At 70.6% G+C, this 17,183-nt stretch carries 13 protein-coding genes; 7 read left to right on the top strand and 6 right to left on the bottom strand.

What is annotated here, in order from left to right:
* Positions 1-36: 36 nt before the first annotated feature.
* Positions 37-525, top strand: coding sequence for an Lrp/AsnC family transcriptional regulator (locus UAJ10_RS21830; protein WP_322917374.1), 489 nt, complete (start codon positions 37-39; stop codon positions 523-525).
* A 60-nt stretch (positions 526-585) separates the two neighbouring features.
* Positions 586-1,377, top strand: a complete 792-nt coding sequence (locus tag UAJ10_RS21825; RefSeq protein ID WP_322917373.1) for a type 2 periplasmic-binding domain-containing protein — start codon at positions 586-588, stop codon at positions 1,375-1,377.
* A 98-nt stretch (positions 1,378-1,475) separates the two neighbouring features.
* On the opposite strand, the gene ppdK is transcribed toward UAJ10_RS21825, so the two are convergent.
* From ppdK to UAJ10_RS21810, 3 genes are all read right to left on the bottom strand, one after another.
* Positions 1,476-4,160, bottom strand: a complete 2,685-nt coding sequence (gene ppdK, locus UAJ10_RS21820; RefSeq protein WP_322917372.1) for a pyruvate, phosphate dikinase — start codon at positions 4,158-4,160, stop codon at positions 1,476-1,478.
* Positions 4,161-4,413: 253 nt separating this feature from the next.
* Entirely contained in the window at positions 4,414-6,543 is a 2,130-nt protein-coding gene (glyS, locus tag UAJ10_RS21815; protein ID WP_322917371.1) for a glycine--tRNA ligase subunit beta, read from the bottom strand.
* A gap of 3 nt (positions 6,544-6,546) precedes the next feature.
* Complete coding sequence (locus tag UAJ10_RS21810) at positions 6,547-7,461, bottom strand: glycine--tRNA ligase subunit alpha (RefSeq protein ID WP_322917370.1); 915 nt, start codon at positions 7,459-7,461, stop codon at positions 6,547-6,549.
* Between the two features lie 359 nt (positions 7,462-7,820).
* Here UAJ10_RS21810 and UAJ10_RS21805 point away from each other — a divergent pair, with 359 nt between their 5' ends.
* The 4 genes from UAJ10_RS21805 to adhP all read left to right on the top strand — a co-directional run bounded on the left by UAJ10_RS21805 (position 7,821) and on the right by adhP (position 11,972).
* The gene (locus UAJ10_RS21805) at positions 7,821-9,518 is read left to right on the top strand and encodes a bifunctional aminoglycoside phosphotransferase/ATP-binding protein (protein WP_322917369.1); all 1,698 of its coding nucleotides are present in this window, start codon (positions 7,821-7,823) and stop codon (positions 9,516-9,518) included.
* 6 nt (positions 9,519-9,524) lie between these two features.
* The gene (locus UAJ10_RS21800; protein ID WP_322917368.1) at positions 9,525-10,484 is read left to right on the top strand and encodes a DnaJ C-terminal domain-containing protein; all 960 of its coding nucleotides are present in this window, start codon (positions 9,525-9,527) and stop codon (positions 10,482-10,484) included.
* 3 nt (positions 10,485-10,487) lie between these two features.
* The gene (locus UAJ10_RS21795) at positions 10,488-10,853 is read left to right on the top strand and encodes a chaperone modulator CbpM (protein ID WP_322917367.1); all 366 of its coding nucleotides are present in this window, start codon (positions 10,488-10,490) and stop codon (positions 10,851-10,853) included.
* A 90-nt stretch (positions 10,854-10,943) separates the two neighbouring features.
* The gene (gene adhP, locus UAJ10_RS21790; protein WP_416235397.1) at positions 10,944-11,972 is read left to right on the top strand and encodes an alcohol dehydrogenase AdhP; all 1,029 of its coding nucleotides are present in this window, start codon (positions 10,944-10,946) and stop codon (positions 11,970-11,972) included.
* A gap of 31 nt (positions 11,973-12,003) precedes the next feature.
* Here the strand turns inward: adhP and UAJ10_RS21785 are convergent, their stop codons facing one another.
* From UAJ10_RS21785 to UAJ10_RS21775, 3 genes are all read right to left on the bottom strand, one after another.
* Positions 12,004-12,252 carry a hypothetical protein gene (locus UAJ10_RS21785; RefSeq protein ID WP_322917366.1) on the bottom strand — a complete coding sequence of 83 codons (249 nt, stop codon included), beginning with the start codon at positions 12,250-12,252 and terminating at the stop codon, positions 12,004-12,006.
* 134 nt (positions 12,253-12,386) lie between these two features.
* The gene (locus UAJ10_RS21780; protein ID WP_322917365.1) at positions 12,387-13,865 is read right to left on the bottom strand and encodes a class I SAM-dependent methyltransferase; all 1,479 of its coding nucleotides are present in this window, start codon (positions 13,863-13,865) and stop codon (positions 12,387-12,389) included.
* 68 nt (positions 13,866-13,933) lie between these two features.
* Positions 13,934-14,812 carry a glycosyltransferase family protein gene (locus tag UAJ10_RS21775; protein ID WP_322917364.1) on the bottom strand — a complete coding sequence of 293 codons (879 nt, stop codon included), beginning with the start codon at positions 14,810-14,812 and terminating at the stop codon, positions 13,934-13,936.
* A 407-nt stretch (positions 14,813-15,219) separates the two neighbouring features.
* On the opposite strand from UAJ10_RS21775, the gene UAJ10_RS21770 reads away from it, so the two are divergent.
* Positions 15,220-17,106 carry a glycosyltransferase gene (locus UAJ10_RS21770; RefSeq protein ID WP_322917363.1) on the top strand — a complete coding sequence of 629 codons (1,887 nt, stop codon included), beginning with the start codon at positions 15,220-15,222 and terminating at the stop codon, positions 17,104-17,106.
* Positions 17,107-17,183 lie beyond the last annotated feature (77 nt).

Genomic DNA, 17,183 nt, shown 5'->3' with positions numbered 1-17,183 from the left:
GACTCATGTTCTACAATGGCATATTGGAGATGAACCATGCGACACAAGCTGGATGGGCTGGATTGGAAGATCCTGGACGTGCTGCAGCAGAACGGCGCCGCCTCGGCCGCCGACGTGGGCGACAAGGTGGGGCTGTCGCAATCGCCCTGCTGGCGCCGCATCCAGCGGCTGGAGGAAACGGGGCTGATCCGCCAGCGCGTGGCCCTGCTGGACCGGCGGGAACTGGGCCTGAACTTCCTGGTCTTCGCCCACGTGAAGCTGGAGGCGCACGCCGGCGACAGCCTGGACGCCTTCCGCCGCGCCATCGCCGACATACCGGAGGTGCTGGAGTGCTTCGTGCTGATGGGCCAGGTGGATTTCCTGCTGCGCATCGTCGCCAAGGACGTCGAAGCCTATGAGGCCCTGTTCTTCAAGAAGCTGTCGCAGCTGCCGGGGGTGCGGGAAATCAATTCGATGATGGCAGTGTCGACCGTCAAGGAAACGACCGCGTTGCCGTTGGGGCAGCTGCGCGCCGAATTGGGGTAGTCCAGGCAGGGGACCTTGACCATCTGACCGGGCAATTCCCCCCGCCGGGCGTGCCACACCATGACCCCCACCCGCCGCACCCTCCTGTCGCTTCTGCTGGCGCTGCCCGCCGGGGCCATGGGAAGGGGCATCGCGGCGGCGCAGACGGCGCCCGAGCCCATCCGCGTGCTGGTGCCGGAACTGCCGGTGCTGGGGGAGCGCGCCGCCGACGGCCAGGCCAGGGGCCTGGTGGTGGAGCAGGCGCAGGCCATCCTGGACCGCGCGGGCATCCACGCCACCATCGAGCTGCTGCCGGTGGTCCGCGTGTATGCCGAGCTGGCGCGGGAACGGCCCCCCGGCGGCCCCAAGGTCTACGGCATGGTCGCCGTGCCCATCCGCGATCCTTACAAGGCCCTCGTGCCGCTGGCCCTGACCATGGCCGTGCGTCTGGTGGCGGTGGCGCGGCAGGGCGTGTCGCTGGCGAAGCCCGACGACCTGCGGACCGTGGGCCCGGTGGCCGTGACCGCCACGGGCACCCAGGCCCTGGTCCCGGTCATCCAGCGCTACGGACTCACCGTGCAGACGGTGCCGTCCATGCTGAACGGCCTGCGCATGATGGCGCACGGCCGGGTGAACGCCGTCATGGGCATCTCCTCCGTCATCGACGTGGTGGCACGGGAAAACAACCTGACCGACCAGCTGGGCGACCGCGTGCAGGTCAGCACCATGGAGGCCTGGCTGTCCTGCGACCCCGCCACCCGCGACGCCCCCGAAACGGCGATCCTGCGGGACGCGGCCGAGGCCCTGTACCGCGAGGGCCGCCTGGACGCCATCGCCCGCCAGCATTTCCAGAAGGCGGCGACGGGGAGCTAAGCCGGCGCCCCAGACGCCTCAAAAATCAAGGGCGGCGGGGTCACCCCTGCCGCCCTCGAACCCTCTACCCTCAAACCCTCGGCGCGGAGAGTCGCCGCTTACGCCTCGCTGGCCGGCTTCTCGCCCATCAGGGCCGCCTGCGCCGCCGCCAGGCGGGCGATGGGCACCCGGTAGGGGGAGCAGGAGACGTAGCTGAGGCCCACCTTCTCACAGAAGTAGACGGAGGCCGGGTCGCCGCCGTGCTCGCCACAGATGCCCAGCTTGATCTCCGGGCGGGTCTTGCGGCCCCGCTCGGCGGCGATGGACACCAGTTCGCCCACGCCTTCCGTGTCCAGGGTCACGAAGGGGTCGTGCTCGAAGATGCCGGCCCGCTGATAGTCGGGCAGGAAGCCGGCCGCGTCGTCGCGGCTGATGCCGAAGGTGGTCTGCGTCAGGTCGTTGGTGCCGAAGCTGAAGAACTCCGCCGACTGGGCGATCTCCGCCGCCCGCAATGCCGCGCGCGGCAGCTCGATCATGGTGCCGACCAGATAGTCGATCCGCACGCCAGAGGATTGCTTCACCTCGCCAGCCACCCGGTCGATGACGGCCTTCAGGATGTCCAGCTCCTTCTTGGTGCCGACCAGGGGGATCATGATCTCCGGCGTCACGGTCTGGCCGGCCTTGCCCACCTCGACCGCCGCCTCGAAGATGGCGCGGGCCTGCATCTCATAGATTTCGGGGTAGGAGATACCCAGGCGGCAGCCGCGATGGCCCAGCATGGGGTTGGCCTCGTGCAGCTGCAGGGCGCGGTGGCGCACCCGCTGGATGTCCGTGCCGGCGGCCTTGGCCACCTCGTCCATCTCCGCCTCGCTGTTGGGCAGGAACTCGTGCAGCGGCGGGTCCAACAGGCGGATGGTGACCGGCAGACCGGCCATGATGCGGAACAGCTCAACGAAATCCTGGCGCTGCATGGGGGCGATCTTGGCCAGGGCGGCGCGGCGGCCGGCCTCGGTCTCCGCCACGATCATCTCGCGCACGGCGATGATGCGCTCGGTGTCGAAGAACATGTGCTCGGTACGGCAGAGGCCGATGCCCTCGGCCCCGAACTTCACCGCCGTGCGGGCGTCCAGCGGGGTTTCCGCGTTGGTGCGCACCTTCATGCGGCGGAAGCGGTCGGCCCAGCCCATCAGGGTGGCGAAGTCGCCGGACAGTTCCGGCTGGATGGTGGGCACGTGGCCCAGCATGACCTCGCCGGTCGAGCCGTCGATGGTGATGACATCGCCGGCGGCGATCTTCTCGCCCCGCACGGTCATGACCCCGGTCTTGTAGTCGATGCGCAGCTCACCCGCGCCCGACACGCAGGACCGGCCCATGCCGCGCGCCACCACGGCCGCGTGGCTGGTCATGCCGCCGCGGGTGGTCAGGATGCCGGCGGCGGCGTGCATGCCGTGGATGTCTTCCGGGCTGGTCTCAACGCGGCAGAGGATGACCGCCTCACCCATCTGAGACTGGCGTTCGGCCTCGTCGGCGGAGAACACCACCTTGCCGCAGGCCGCACCCGGGCTGGCCGGCAGGCCCTTGGCGATGATCTTACGTTCGGCCTTGGGGTCCAGGGTGGGGTGCAGCAGCTGGTCCAGGGACTTGGGCTCGATGCGGCGCACGGCCTCGGCCTCGTCGATCAGACCCTCCTGCGCCATGTCCACGGCGATCTTCAGCGCCGCGGCAGTGGTGCGCTTCCCGTTGCGGGTCTGCAGCATGTACAGCTTCTTCTGCTGCACCGTGAACTCGATGTCCTGCATGTCGCGGTAGTGCCGCTCCAGCTTCAGGCGCACGGCGTCCAGCTGCTGGAACACCTCCGGCATGCTCTCTTCCATGGCCGGCAGGTCGGAGCCGTTGGCCTGGCGGCCGGCGACGGTCAGGTGCTGCGGCGTGCGGATGCCGGCCACCACGTCCTCGCCCTGGGCGTTGATGAGGTATTCGCCGTAGAAGGCGTTCTCACCCGTGGACGGGTTGCGGGTGAAGGCGACGCCGGTGGCGCAGTCGTCGCCCATGTTGCCGAACACCATGGCCTGGACGTTCACAGCCGTGCCCCAGCTGGCTGGGATGTCGTGCAGCTTGCGATAGGTGATGGCGCGCTGGTTCATCCAGCTGCCGAAGACGGCGCCGATGGCGCCCCACAGCTGTTCCTGCACATCCTGCGGGAAGGGGCGGCCCAGGGCCTCCTGCACCACCTCCTTGTAGCCCTCGATCACCGCCTGCCAGTCGCCGGCGTCAAGGTCCGTGTCGTAGTTCAGGCCCCGGTCGCGCTTGTGGCTGTCCAGGATCTCTTCGAAATGATGGTGGTCCACGTCCAGGACGACATTGCCGTACATCTGGATGAAGCGGCGGTAGCTGTCATAGGCGAAGCGTTCGTCGCCGGCGCGCTTGGCCAGGCCCCGGACGGTGACGTCGTTCAGGCCCAGGTTCAGCACCGTGTCCATCATGCCGGGCATGGAGGCGCGGGCGCCGGAGCGGACGGAAACCAGCAACGGATTGCCGGCATCGCCGAAGGTGGCGCCGATGATGCCCTCCACCGCCTTCAGCCCGGCGGCCACCTGGTCCTTCAGCTCGGCCGGATACTGGCGGCCGTTGTCGTAGAACCAGGTGCAGACCTCGGTGGTGATGGTGAAACCGGGCGGCACGGGCAATCCCAGATTGCTCATCTCCGCCAGGTTGGCACCCTTGCCACCCAGAAGGTTCTTCATCTCGGCCCGGCCCTCGGCCTTGCCATCACCGAAGCTGTACACCCACTTGGACACGCTCATGGTTCCTCACCCGATGAGTTCGGCGGAGCGGCGGCCGGTTCGCTCATGGGCCGCCACGCGCCAGTTTCCCCGAAGTTTTTCACTGCGATTTGTGTTTTTTCGAGGTCCGGCCAAGACCGGCCCCGGTTTGTCACGCGTACTGAAATCAAAGCCTTGCAAACATTCCCGGCCAACGGAAGGGCCAAGATTGTGACCGCCCCCAAGGTCCCGGGCGCCAAACGAAAACGGGGGCCGGTTTCCCGGCCCCCGCGACTCACCCCTCGATGACCGAGAAGTCCGCCACATGGTTCAGCGTGCGACGGATGCCGGCCAGCAGACGCAGCCGGTTGGCCCGCAGGGCCGGATCGTCGGCGTTCACCGTCACCTTGTCGAAGAAGGCGTCCACCGGGCCGCGCAGGGAGGCCAGGGCCGCCATGGTGCCCACGTAATCCTCGGCGGCCAGCGCCGGTTCGGACGAGGCCCGGGCGGCATCCAGCGCCGCCGCCAGCGCCTTTTCCTCATCCACCTGCAGCAAGGCGGCGTCCGGCAGGCCGTCATGGGCGTGGCCGTCCTTCTTCTCCTCGATGCGCAGGATGTTGGCGGCGCGGCGGAAGGCGGCCAGCAGGTTGGCGCCGTCGTCGGTGTTGACGAAGCCGGCCAGCGCGTCCACGCGGGCCAGCAGACGGACCAGGTCGCCCTCCGCCCGGCCCGCGAGTGCCGCCGCGATCAGGTCGTGCCGCACGCCCTTCTCGCGCAGGGCCACCACCAGGCGGTCGGCGAAGAAGGCCAGCAACTCGCCGTCCAGGGCGGCGTTGTCCAGGGCCAGCTGGCCGCGCGCCACCAGGAACAGGTCGCTGAGATCCACGCGCAGGCCGTTCTCCACCACCAGGCGGATGACGCCCAGGGCGGCGCGGCGCAAAGCATAGGGATCGCGGGAGCCCGTGGGCTTCTCATCGATGCCGAAGAAGGCCACCAGGATGTCGATCTTGTCGGCCAGGGCCACCGCCACGGAGACCGGGGCGGTGGGGCAGCTGTCGCTGGGGCCCAGGGGCTTGTAATGGTCGGCGATGGCCTCGGCCACGGCGGCGCTCTCGCCCTGCTCATAGGCGATGTAGCGACCGACGACGCCCTGCACCTCGGGGAACTCGCCGACCAGGCCGGTCACCAGGTCGGCCTTGGCCAGGCGGGCGGCGCGGCGGGTGGCGTCCACGTCGGCGTGGATGGCCCGCGCGATGACCGCCGCCAGGCCTTCCACCCGGTGAACCTTGGCCGCCGTGGTGCCCAGCTTGGCATGGAAGGTGACGTCGGCCAGCTTCTTGGCCTGGTCTTCCAGCGGCACCTTGCGGTCCAGGTCCCAGAAGAACTTGGCGTCCGACAGGCGGGCGCGCAGCACGCGCTCGTTGCCGGCCACCACGGCCCGGCCACTGTCCTCGGTGGTGCGGTTGGCCATCAGGATGAAGCGCGGCGCCAGCTTGCCATCAGCCGTCTCCAGCGCGAAATAGCGCTGGTGCGTGCGCATGGAGGTGGTAAGCACCTCCGCCGGGACGTCCATGAAGGCCTGGTCGATGGTGCCGATCAGGCCCACCGGCCATTCCACCAGGCCGGCCACTTCCTCCAGCAGGCCGGGGTCGTCGCGCAGGGTAAGGCCCTCGGCGACGGCCAGCCTGTTGGCCTGTTCCAGGATGCGGGCCTTGCGCGCCTCACGATCCAGCACGACGAAGGCGTCGGCCAGCTTTTGCTGGTAGTCGGCGAAATCGGTGATGGTCAGCACGTCGGGCGCCAGGAAGCGGTGACCGCGCGTGGTGTTGCCCAATCTGAAAGTTTGACTGCCTGGATTCTCGGAAAAGTCTCCAGCGTAAATCGTGCTGATAACGCCGGAACCAGAATGGCTAAAATCGAACCCGCCTGGAATGGTCTGACCATCAAACACAGCCAAGATAGAATGGAGAGGTCTTACCCACTTTAGCCCACCGGTACCCCAGCGCATAACCTTAGGCCACGGAAAATTCCAGAGCACATAATCAAGGGCGTCACGAACAACATTTGCAGTAAGTTCCCCAGACTTTTCAGTTACTGCAAACCAGAAAACTCCTTTACCAGTGTCGCGCTGTTCGCACTGGTCTAGGCTGGTAAGGCCGGCACCGCGCAGGAAGCCCTGCACGGCGGCGTCGGGAGAACCGACACGAGGCCCCTTGCGCTCTTCGCGTTGGTCCTGCCCGCGCACTGGCAGTCCAGTGACGGCCAGGGTCAGGCGGCGCGGGGTGGAATGGGCGATGGCGTCCTGGAACGCCAAACCGGCCTCGGCCAGCTTGGTGGTCACGAGGCGCTTGAGGTCATCGGCCGCGCGCACCTGCATGCGGGCGGGGATTTCCTCGGAAAACAGCTCGATCAGCAGCTCGGCCATGGCTCAGGCCCCCTTACCGGAAACGGGCCCAGGCAGGGTCCAGTCCACTTTCTTGTCTCCCGCCACCCAGGCCTCGCAGCAGGCCTTGGCCAGGTTGCGGACGCGCAGGATGTAGCTCTGCCGCTCCACCACCGAAATCACGCCGCGCGCGTCCAGCAGGTTGAAGTTGTGCGAGGCCTTGACGCACTGCTCATAGGCTGGCCAGGCCAGGCCGCGCTTCAGCAGCTCGGCGCACTCATGCTCCGCGTCCTCGAAATGGCGCAGCAGCATGGCGGTGTCGGCGGCCTCGAAGTTATAGGCGCTCTGTTCCCGCTCATTGCGGTGATAGACGTCGCCGTACTTCACGCCCTGGCCGTTGAAGTCCAGGTCGTACACGTTCTCGACGTTCTGGATGTACATGGCCAGGCGTTCCAGGCCGTAGGTCAGCTCCGCCGCCACGACCTCGCACTCGATGCCGCCCACCTGCTGGAAGTAGGTGAACTGCGTCACCTCCATGCCGTCGCACCACACTTCCCAGCCCAGGCCCCAGGCGCCCAGCGTGGGGCTTTCCCAGTCGTCCTCGACGAAGCGGATGTCGTGCTGCGCCGGGTCGATGCCCACGCGGCGCAGGCTTTCCAGGTAAATCTCCTGCACGTTGGCCGGCGAGGGCTTCAGGATCACCTGGTACTGGTGATGCTGGTGCAGGCGGTTGGGGTTCTCGCCGTAGCGGCCATCCTTGGGCCTGCGCGAGGGCTGCACGAAGGCGGCCTTCCACGGCGTGGCGCCCAGGGCGCGCAAGGTGGTGGAAGGATGGAAGGTGCCGGCCCCCATCTCCATATCGTAAGGCTGGAGGATCAGGGCACCTTGCTCCGACCAGAACTGGTGGAGCGTCAGGATAAGTCCCTGGAAACTGAGCTTCGCCGCGCCTGAGGCCGCCATTGCCTGACCGTCTTCACCCTGGAAGGGCGGAAAAGGAACTTTTGGGGTTCGAAAACCCCTCCTCCCCGGCCCTTTGTTGCGTTGCGGCGCACCTTACAAGGCGGGTGAACCCCAAATCAAGGCGGCGACCGGCGCGTTTCCCGCATGCGCGCCCCGTTTTGACGCGGGTGTGACACGCGTGTTCCGCAATGGGGCGGGTGTGATTCCCCCGGCGCGGGTTCCGCAATGGAACGAGCGCGCCGCCGCTTGATCCCGCTCAAGGCGGCGGAACCGCCGGGGGGCCTATGCTTTTCCCCAAGAGAGCCTGCGGCACGCCGTGGCCCGGGTTCCGCCTTTCCGCAATCAGGGAGTCTGCCGCCATGGACGACCAGACCGAGACGCTCGCCTTCCTGGCCCACCCGGAATCCTTCGGGGCCCGGGGCCGGGTGGAGCGTATCGACACCCACATTTCCCACGTCTTCCTGGCCGGCGACCGCGCCTACAAGCTGAAGCGCGCCGTGCGCTATTCCTATCTGGACTATTCCACGGTGGAACGGCGGCGGCACTTCTGCCTGGCGGAGCTGGCGGTCAACCGCCGCTTCGCCCCCAACCTGTACCTGGGCCTGCGCCCCATCCTGCGGACGCCCGACGGTCTGTCCCTGGGGCCGGAATGGGCGGCGGGGGAGGATGAACCGCCCCTACCGCCCGATCAGGTGGTGGATTGGCTGCTGGTCATGCGCCGTTTCGACCAGGACGCCCTGCTGGACCGCATGGCGACGCAGGGCCGGCTGACGCCGCAACTGATGCTGGACCTGGCCGACCGTCTGGCCCGCCTGCACCGGGCGCAGCCCGGGCGCACGGAAGGCGGTGGGGCCAAGGGCCTGGGCGAGGCCATCGCCATCACCCGCGCCAACCTGAAGCCGGGTGACGCCTTTTCGGCCGCCGACATCCGCGCCTGGAACACGAAGGTGCAGGCGGCCCTGTCGGCGCAGGGGCACCTGCTGGACGCCCGGCGCGACGCGGGCCGGGTGCGCGACTGCCACGGCGACCTGCATCTGGGCAACGTCTGCCTGGTGGACGGCACGCCCACGCCCTTCGACGCCATCGAGTTCGACCCCGCCCTGGCCTGCACGGACGTGTTGTACGACCTGGCGTTCCTGCTGATGGACCTGTGTTTCCGCGACCGCGTTGACCTGGCCAGCCTGGTGCTGAACCGCTACCTGGACCTGACGGGGGAGGATATGGCGGGACGGGAAGGCCAGGCCCTGGGCGGCCTGCCGGCCCTGCCCCTGTTCCTGTCGGTGCGGGCGGCCGTGCGGGCGCAGGTGACGGCCGCGGCCGCCCGGCGCCAGACCACGCCCACGCAGAAGACCGCCGGCGCGGTGGAGGCCGACCGCTACCTGCAACTGGCGCTGGACTTCCTGCGTCGCGACCGGCCGCGCGTGGTGGCGGTGGGCGGCTTCAGCGGCACGGGCAAGTCCACGCTGGCCCGCGCCCTGGCCCCCCTGCTGGGTACGGCCCCGGGGGCGCGCGTGCTGCGCACCGACGTCATCCGCAAGCAGCTGTTCGGCGTGGCGCCGGAGCAGGCGCTGACCCATGAGGCCTACAGCCCGGCGGTCAGCGCCGCCGTCTACGACCGCCTGCGCAGCCAGGCCGCCGCCTGCCTGGCCGCCGGGCGCAGCGTCATCCTGGACGCGGTGTTCGCCGACCCCGCCGAGCGGGCCTTGGCGGCGGAAGTGGCGGCGCAAGCCCATGTCCGTTTCACCGGCCTGTGGTTGCGGGCGCCGGAGGCGGTGCTGGCGGACCGGTTGAGCCGGCGGGGCCAGGCGGCGGCCCGGGATGCCTCGGACGCGAATATGCCCGTCTTGCTAAGCCAGATGCGCAAGGGCGCCGGCGACGTGCGCTGGGCTATCCTGGACGCCGGCCCCACCCCGGCCACGGTGCTGCGCCAGGCGGAAGCCCTGTTGCCGCCCCCGGCGGGGGAGGCCGGCCGTCCCACCGCGGGAGGCCCGCCGACCGGTCGCCCCAAGGCCGGCCGCATGATCGCATCCCCTGGTCCCTCCCCTGGAATGAGGTAGCCTACGGTGGATCCCTATGCCCTGCTGGGCGTCGCCCGCGACGCCGATGAGAAGACCATCCGCAGCGCCTATCGCGCCCTGGCCAAGAAGCATCACCCGGACCTGAACCCGGGCAAGCCGGAGGCCGAGGCCAAGTTCAAGGAGATCGCCGCCGCCTACGCCCTGTTGTCCGACGCGGACAAGCGCGCCCGCTTCGACCGGGGGGAGATCGACGCCACCGGGGCGGAGACCACCGCGCGCGGGCCCGCCGGCGGGGGTGGTTATTATCGCCAGTACGCGGGGGATCCTTTCGCCAGCGGGCATGGCCGCTATTCCGCCGGCGCCGCGGACTTCGGCGGCTTCGATCATGACGACCTGGAAAGCCTGCTGCGTCGCGCCTTCAACCAGGGCGGCGGCACCGGGGGCGCTCGCGCCGGTGGGTTTCCGCTGAAAGGCCAGGACGCGCACTATTCCCTGACGGTGGATTTCCTGACCGCCGCCCGGGGCGGCACCCGCCGGCTGACCCTGCCCGACGGCCAGGTGCTGGACGTCACCATCCCCGCCGGCCTGAAGGACGGCCAGGCGCTGCGCCTGGCGGGCAAGGGCGGGCCGGGCATGAACGGCGGCCCCCCCGGCGACGCCTACGTGGAGGTGGCGGTCTCGCCCCACCCGCTGTACCGCCGCGACGGCGACGACATCATCATCGAACTGCCGGTGACGCTGAAGGAGGCGGTGCTGGGTGCCAAGGTCAAGGTGCCCACCATCCACGGCAGCGTCATGCTGGCCATCCCGCCCCGCTCCAGCAGCGGCACCCGCCTGCGCCTGAAGGGCCGAGGCATCCGCGAGGGCCACCAGATGGTGGAGCTGAAGGTGGTGTTGCCGCCGGGGGAGGAGCCGGAGCTGGCGGCCTTCCTGGAAGGCTGGAAGCCCCGGCATGACGCCGATCCGCGCGCCGGCCTGGCCGACCTGCATCATGAGGGAGCTTGAGCCATGGGCACGCTGACCCTGTTGACGCTGGAGGCCGTGTGCGCCCGCTTCCCCGACGTGGGGGAGCGGGACATCCACTGGTGGGTGACGCAAGGCTGGGTGCGGCCCGATGGCGCCCCGGCGCCGGAACACGCGGCCGACTGGCGCTTCCACCCCGTGGATGTGGCCCGCGTGGGCTTGATCCGCGACCTGCGCCACGACATGGGCGTGGCCGACGACACCCTGCCCCTGGTGCTGTCGCTGATCGACCAGGTCTACAGCCTGCGCGCCGCCCTGCGCGGCGTGGCCGGCGTGCTGGACCGCCTGCCGTCCGAGGTGCGCCAAACGGTGCTGGCCGTCACGGAAGGGGAAGATCCGCCCGGTCCTTGACCCATCTCAAGGCCGCGGGCGGCCCGGCGGTATCTTCTGTCGGCGAACGAACGGCCACCGCCGTTCGCCCGACAGGAAGGACCGTTCCCCATGTCTCTGCCCCGGACCATGAAGGCCGCCGTCGTCCACACCCTGGGTAAACCCCTGGACATCCGCGAGGTCGCGGTGCCAGAGGTCGGCCCTGGCCAGATCCTGGTGCGCATCCAGGCCAGCGGCGTCTGCCATACCGACCTGCACGCCGCCGACGGCGACTGGCCGGTGAAGCCGCAGCCGCCCTTCATTCCCGGCCACGAGGGCGTGGGCTACGTCGCCGCCGTGGGCGCCGGCGTCACCAACGTGAAGGAGGGCGACCGGGTGGGCGTGCCCTGGCTCTACACCGCCTGCGGCCACTGCGAACATTGCCTGACGGGGTGGGAGACGCTGTGCACCGCCCAGCAGAACACCGGCTATTCCGTCAACGGCGGCTATGCCGATTATGTCCTGGCGGACCCCAACTTCGTCGGCCACCTGCCGGACAGCGTAGGGTTCGAGGAGATCGCCCCCATCCTGTGCGCCGGCGTCACCGTCTATAAGGGCCTGAAGGAAACGGAGGCGCGGCCCGGCCAGTGGGTCGCCATCTCCGGCATCGGCGGACTGGGCCATGTTGCCGTGCAGTACGCCAAGGCCATGGGCCTTCACGTGGCCGCCATCGACGTCGCCGACGACAAGCTGGACCTGGCCCGGAAGCTGGGCGCCGACCTGACGGTGAACGCGCTGAAGGAAGACCCGGCCAAGCGCCTGCACAGCGACATCGGCGGCGCCCACGGCGTGCTGGTCACCGCCGTTTCCCGCCCCGCCTTCGCCCAGGCCGTTGGCATGAGCCGCCGCCACGGCACCGTGGCCCTGATCGGCCTGCCGCCCGGCGAATTCGGCCTGCCCATCTTCGACGTCGTGCTGAACCGCATCACCGTGCGCGGCAGCATCGTCGGCACCCGCGCCGACCTGGCCGAGGCCCTGGCCTTCGCCGGCGAGGGCAAGGTGAAGGCGGAGGTGGAGGTCCAGCCGCTGGACGCCATCAACACCATCTTCGACCGCCTGCGCGCCGGCACGGTCAACGGCCGGGTGGTGGTGACGCTGTAAGCAAAGTATCCGGCGGCGCTGGTCACATCCGTCAGCGCCGCTGCGGGCACTCGGGCTTGCCGCAGGGGGTGGAGCCCCGGGCGACGTAGGCGCCGCAGACGGCGCAGGCGTGCAAATCCTCGGCGGCGGGTTCCGGCGCCCGGGGGGTGGCGGCGCCACCGGACGCGCGGGGCGCGGGCGCCCCACCGGCCATCTTGCGCCGCTGGGCCAGGGCGCCCCACTGATAGGCCTTCCACACCAGGACGACCAGTCCGACCAGGACCACCAGTTTCGCCAGCATCAATGGCCCCGCATGGTGGTGAAGGGCGGGGGGAGAGGATGGTGGGTCATGGATGGCGTGTCTTGGGGCAACGGGGCAAGGCGGCGGAGCTTAAGCCCCCGCCGCCTGGGCGTCAAAGCGGCATGTCGTTGCCGTCACAGCACACCCAGGCGCGCCAGGCGGGACAGGGCGTCGGGGGGCATGACCATTTCGCCCGCCCAATGGGCGGCCAGGGCGCCCATCTCCTCCACCGAGGCCATGACGCCGCCGCCGGTGACGGCGGAGGCCAGGCGTTCCGGCAGGCGGGTTTCGGGGTCCGGCGTGCCGCCGGCCATCAGGCTGTCGGCCAGCAAGGCCTGGTTCAGCCGCCGCACGCCGGGCAAGGCCGCCTGGATCTGGGCGTCGGCCAGACAGGGGGCCAGCACGTCGCCCGCCACCAGGATGGCCAGGGCCCGCAACAGCCAGCCGGCGCTGTCGGGGCCCCAGTCCGCCACCGTGCGGGCCAGATGCTCCACCAGGTCCGCCAGGGTGGCGGGCCCGCCGGCCAGCACCGCCAGCACGGGGTGGAACAGGCGTGAGACCTCCGGATCCGGCGGGCCCAAGGGCAGGGTGAAGTCCGGCAGGGCGGCGCCCGGTTCGCCCAGGGCCACCAGGCGCAGGGCGCCCAGGCGGGCCACGCGCTGGCGCGCGTCCAGCGCCAGCGGGCCGCGCACGAAGATGTCGCGGCGCAGCGGCTGGTTGGTGACGTAGTCCTTCACCGTCTCGGCCAGGGCCCGGGTGGGGGCCGCCGCCGCCATGTCCTGCTGCGCCCGGGTCATCATCAGGTCGGGGAAGTTCTCGACCCAGGCGGCGCTGCCGGCGTAGCTGAGCTTGGCGGCCGCCAGGTCATCGGCCACCTGGGCATGGTAGGCTGGCCGCCAGCCGCTGTGCATGTATTCGTGCACCAGATAAGGCGCCGTGGCGCCGCGCAGCCGGTCCGCCCGGGCGCTGGCGGCCGCGTTGCCGCTGAAATATCCCGCCCCCTGGTTCAGCAGGTGCAGCAGCAGGTCGCGCGCCTGGTCGCCGGCGGCGGCCTTGGGGCCGGGCAGCGCCTGGCCGTAGGCGTTCAGCAGGAACTGCACCGGCATGGCCGCCGCCCAGCCCGGCAGGCAGTTATAGCTGAGATAGGCCGCCCCGCCGGGCTTCAGCCGCCGGGCGATGAGGCGGGCGATATGCCCCCGGCTCTCATCCCCCACCCAGGTGTAGACGCCGTGCAGGACGACGTAGTCCAGGGGCGGCAGGTGGCCGGCGGCGTCACCGGCCCCATCGGCCACCAGCTCGGCGAAGTCGGCCTCGATCAGGCGGATGTTGGCAAGGCCGGCGGCCTGGGCCAGGCGCTGGGCGCCATGGATGTGGGTGGGGTTGAAGTCGACGGCGATGACCGTCATGTCCGGCCGCGCCGCCGCCAACGCCAGGGCCGAGAGGCCGTGGCCGCAGCCCAGCTCCAGCCACACCGGGCCACGTTCGCCCGGTTGGGGCGGCGCCACGCCCGCCAGCACCAGGGCGGTGTCCAGCCACAGGGGCGACAGCTCCCGGTACCAGCCCCGGGTATAGTCGATGTCGGAGGCGTAGCCCCGGGTCCAGTCGGTGGTCATGCGAAGGAAACTCTCAGCGCCTGAAACACGACTGATACGGCGCGGCCCCCCCGGCGGCAAGCCCGGCTTTAGGGGTGCGGACGCCGCGTCAACCCCTGCCACAGCCCGCCGGCGAAGGCCGCCAGCTTGGGCAGGCGTCCTTGCTCCATCACCGCGATCTTGACGGCGGTGGAGGCCAGGATGCGCAGGGTCCAACCGGTCAGCGCCGGCACCGCCCGCCGGTGCAGCCGCCAGGTCCACAGCGCGTTACGCGCCTGGAACCAGCGGCGGCGGGCGGCGTGATGGGTGACCGCCACTGCCCGACCGCCCGCCTGGACGTGGGTGACGGCGCCCAGCCTGTGGTCCACCAGGGCGTCGCGCACCGCCACCAGGCGGAAGCCGGCGCGGCGCAGGCGCAGGGCGTATTCCACATCCACCCAGTCGATGAAGAAATCATCGCGCAGGGGGCCGCAGGCCCGCGCGGCCCTGGCGCTGACCAGACTGCCGGACGCGGGGGCCAACAGAAGGTCGGGCAATAGCGGGTCGTCGAGTCGGCGCACCACCGCGCAGCGCCGGCCATCCGGGCTGACCACCCAGGGCGAGTCGGGGCCCCCATCCGGTTCCACATTGCGGGCGGCCAGCAGGCCGGTGCCGGGCGGCGCGGCCGCCAGGGCGCCGGCATAGGCGGCGCGCAGGCCGGGGCGCGGCACACTGTCCTGGTCCAGGAACAGCAGCCAGTCGGCCCCCTGGGCCAAGGCCTGGTCCACCAGGCGATTCTGCGCCGCCGCCAGTCCGATGTTGGCTGGGTCCGCCAGCAGGACGGCCCCGGTCGCCGTCACCGCGCGGTCGACCCGCGCGTCGCCGCCGACATCCCGCCCCCGCTCCTGCTGGAACAGGTGGACGCGGTCGGCCACGCCGGCGGCGGCGGCCAGGCAGGCGGCCAGGCCGTCGTCGGGCCGGTAGGCCACGACCAGGGCGGCGATACGGCCGGGAAACGGGGCGGCGGAGGCAGGGGGGGAACGTCCATGGCCGTCTTGGATAGCAGCCGGCCCCGGCCTTGGCGACACCCCTTCTGCGGTGGCGGGTGGCGGAGAGAGGCACCCCGCATTGCCGCTTGACCCGGGGCCGGGCTGTCCCCCATGAATCGCCTGATAACGACATGGGCGGCCCCGATGGGATGGGGGACCGGCCGGTTGGGGGAGCGCCGATCAGTGCCGGGTTGAACCCTGGCGCGGGGTTGGCGCTTTGTTGTTTCTGGGGACCGGGGCGCCTGGGGCGTCCGACGGGACCGAGGCTGTTTTCCAAGAGGCGGGGCAACCGGCACGTGGATCAGAAGAACCCGGACCACCCCCCGGCAAGGGGATCGCAAGACGCGGTGGCCGCGCATGACCTTGAAGGGGCGCCCCTGGGCGCGCACCCCGGCAGCATGCATGTGCCCGGCACGGCCATAGACGCGGCCCCGCCCCCGCCCACGAAGCCCTTGCGCGGCCCCACGGGCATGGCCCTGGTCCGGGCGCTGAGCCGCATGGTGGCCCATGGCCAGTTCGGCGACGTGGCCAGCCGCCTGTGGCAGTCGCTGGCGCCCCGGTCGTTCTACCGCGCCTGGACCCTGCGCCGCGACGGCCCCCGCCGCACCGAGGCCGGCGAGATATCGGTGGCCCTGGCCCGCCTGCCCGCCCCGCCGCGCGTCAGCCTGATCATGCTGGGGCCGGAGAACAGCGGCCTGAAGCCGGCCGCCTGGGCCATCGCCGTGCGCCGCACGGTCGACAGCCTGACCCGCCAGATCCACGACAATTGGGAGCTGTGGCTGCCGGCCGACACCGCCACGGATTTCCGCGACCCGCGCGTGAAGCGCCGGGGCGCCGGCCTGCCCGCCCTGGGTCAGGTGGAGGGCGACACCGTCGCCCTGCTGTCACCGGGTGACCTGCTGCCCCGCCACGCCCTGGCCCTGTGCGTGCTGGCCATGGCGCAGAACCCGGACACCCAGATCCTCTACACCGATGAGGAATGGACCGACCGCCTGGGCCATCCCCTGCGCCCGGTGCTGAAGCCCGCCTTCGACCCCGACCTGCTGTACGGGTCCAGCGGCGTCTATCCCGGCCAGTTGCTGCTGATGCGCACCGCCCTGGCGCGCCGGGCCATGGCGGTGGGCCAGCAGCCGGGCCGGCTGGATCGGTACCGCCTGCTGTTGGAGGCGACGCACCTGGCGGGACGGCAGCACGTGCGCCACATGCCGCGCGTGCTGATGCGCCGCCGCCGGCCCCTGCCCCTGGGCGGCCTGCCGGCCCTGCAGTCCTTCCTGGCGACCTATCATCCGGGTGCCGTGGCCGAACCGGTGACGGAGAAGGATCCCAAGGGCGAGGGCCACACCGCCCGCCGCGTCATCTGGCCCCTGCCGGACCGCCAGCCCGTGGTCAGCCTGCTGATGCCCACCCGCGACCGGGTCGACCTGCTGCGCCCCTGTGTCGAGGCCATCCTGGGCGAGACGCGCTATCCCGCCTTCGAACTGCTGGTCATGGATCATGAGAGTCGCGACCCGGAGGCCCTGGCCTATCTGGAGTCGCTGCGCGACCGCCCGGGCGCCCGGGTCATCCAGCATCGTGGCCCCTTCAACTTCGCCGACATGATGAACCGCGCCGCCGTCGCCGCCGCCGGCGAGGTGCTGGTGTTCCTGAACGACGACATGGAACCGCAGCACCCCGAATGGCTGCGCGAGCTGGTGTCGCAGGCCCTGCGTCCCGACATCGGCGCCGTGGGCCCCAAGGTGCTGTCGACCAACGGCACCATCATGCACGGCGGCATCGTGCTGGGCCTGGGCAACGGCCCGGGTGCCGCCCGTCTGGCCGGGTCGCGCTTCGCCGGCCGGCCGGGCGACACCGTGGGCGACCTGGGCATCGGCCTGTGCGCCCACCGGGTCAGCGCCGTGGCCAGCGCCTGCATGGCCATCCGTCGCAGTTGCTTCGAGGCGGTAGGCGGCTTCGACGCCGACACCTTCCCCATCGCCTTCAACGACGTGGACATTTGCCTGCGTCTGGAACAGGCGGGTTACGCCACGCTGTGGACGCCCCATGCCGTGCTGACGGCGCTGGAACCCTACGCGTCGGACCGGCGGGAACGGGTGGAGCAAGAGCGCCTGGCCTTCCTGGAGCGCTGGGGTGCGGCCATCGGCCACGACCGGTCCTGGAACCCCGGCCTGTCGCTGGACGGTCCGGAGGACTGGCTGGCCCTGCCCGGCCTGGTGCATGGGCCGGTGACGAGATAGCCATTCGGCGGCCGTCAGGCGCCAGGCGCGGGCACGTCCAAAATCGTGAATGGCCTGGTATCGCCGGCCTTGATCAG

The organism is Nitrospirillum guaranorum, assembly GCF_034653275.1.
In the GTDB taxonomy this organism is placed as follows: Bacteria; Pseudomonadota; Alphaproteobacteria; order Azospirillales; family Azospirillaceae; genus Nitrospirillum.
The sequence above is the reverse complement of the archived record's forward strand: the minus strand, read 5'-3'. Positions and strand labels throughout refer to the sequence as shown.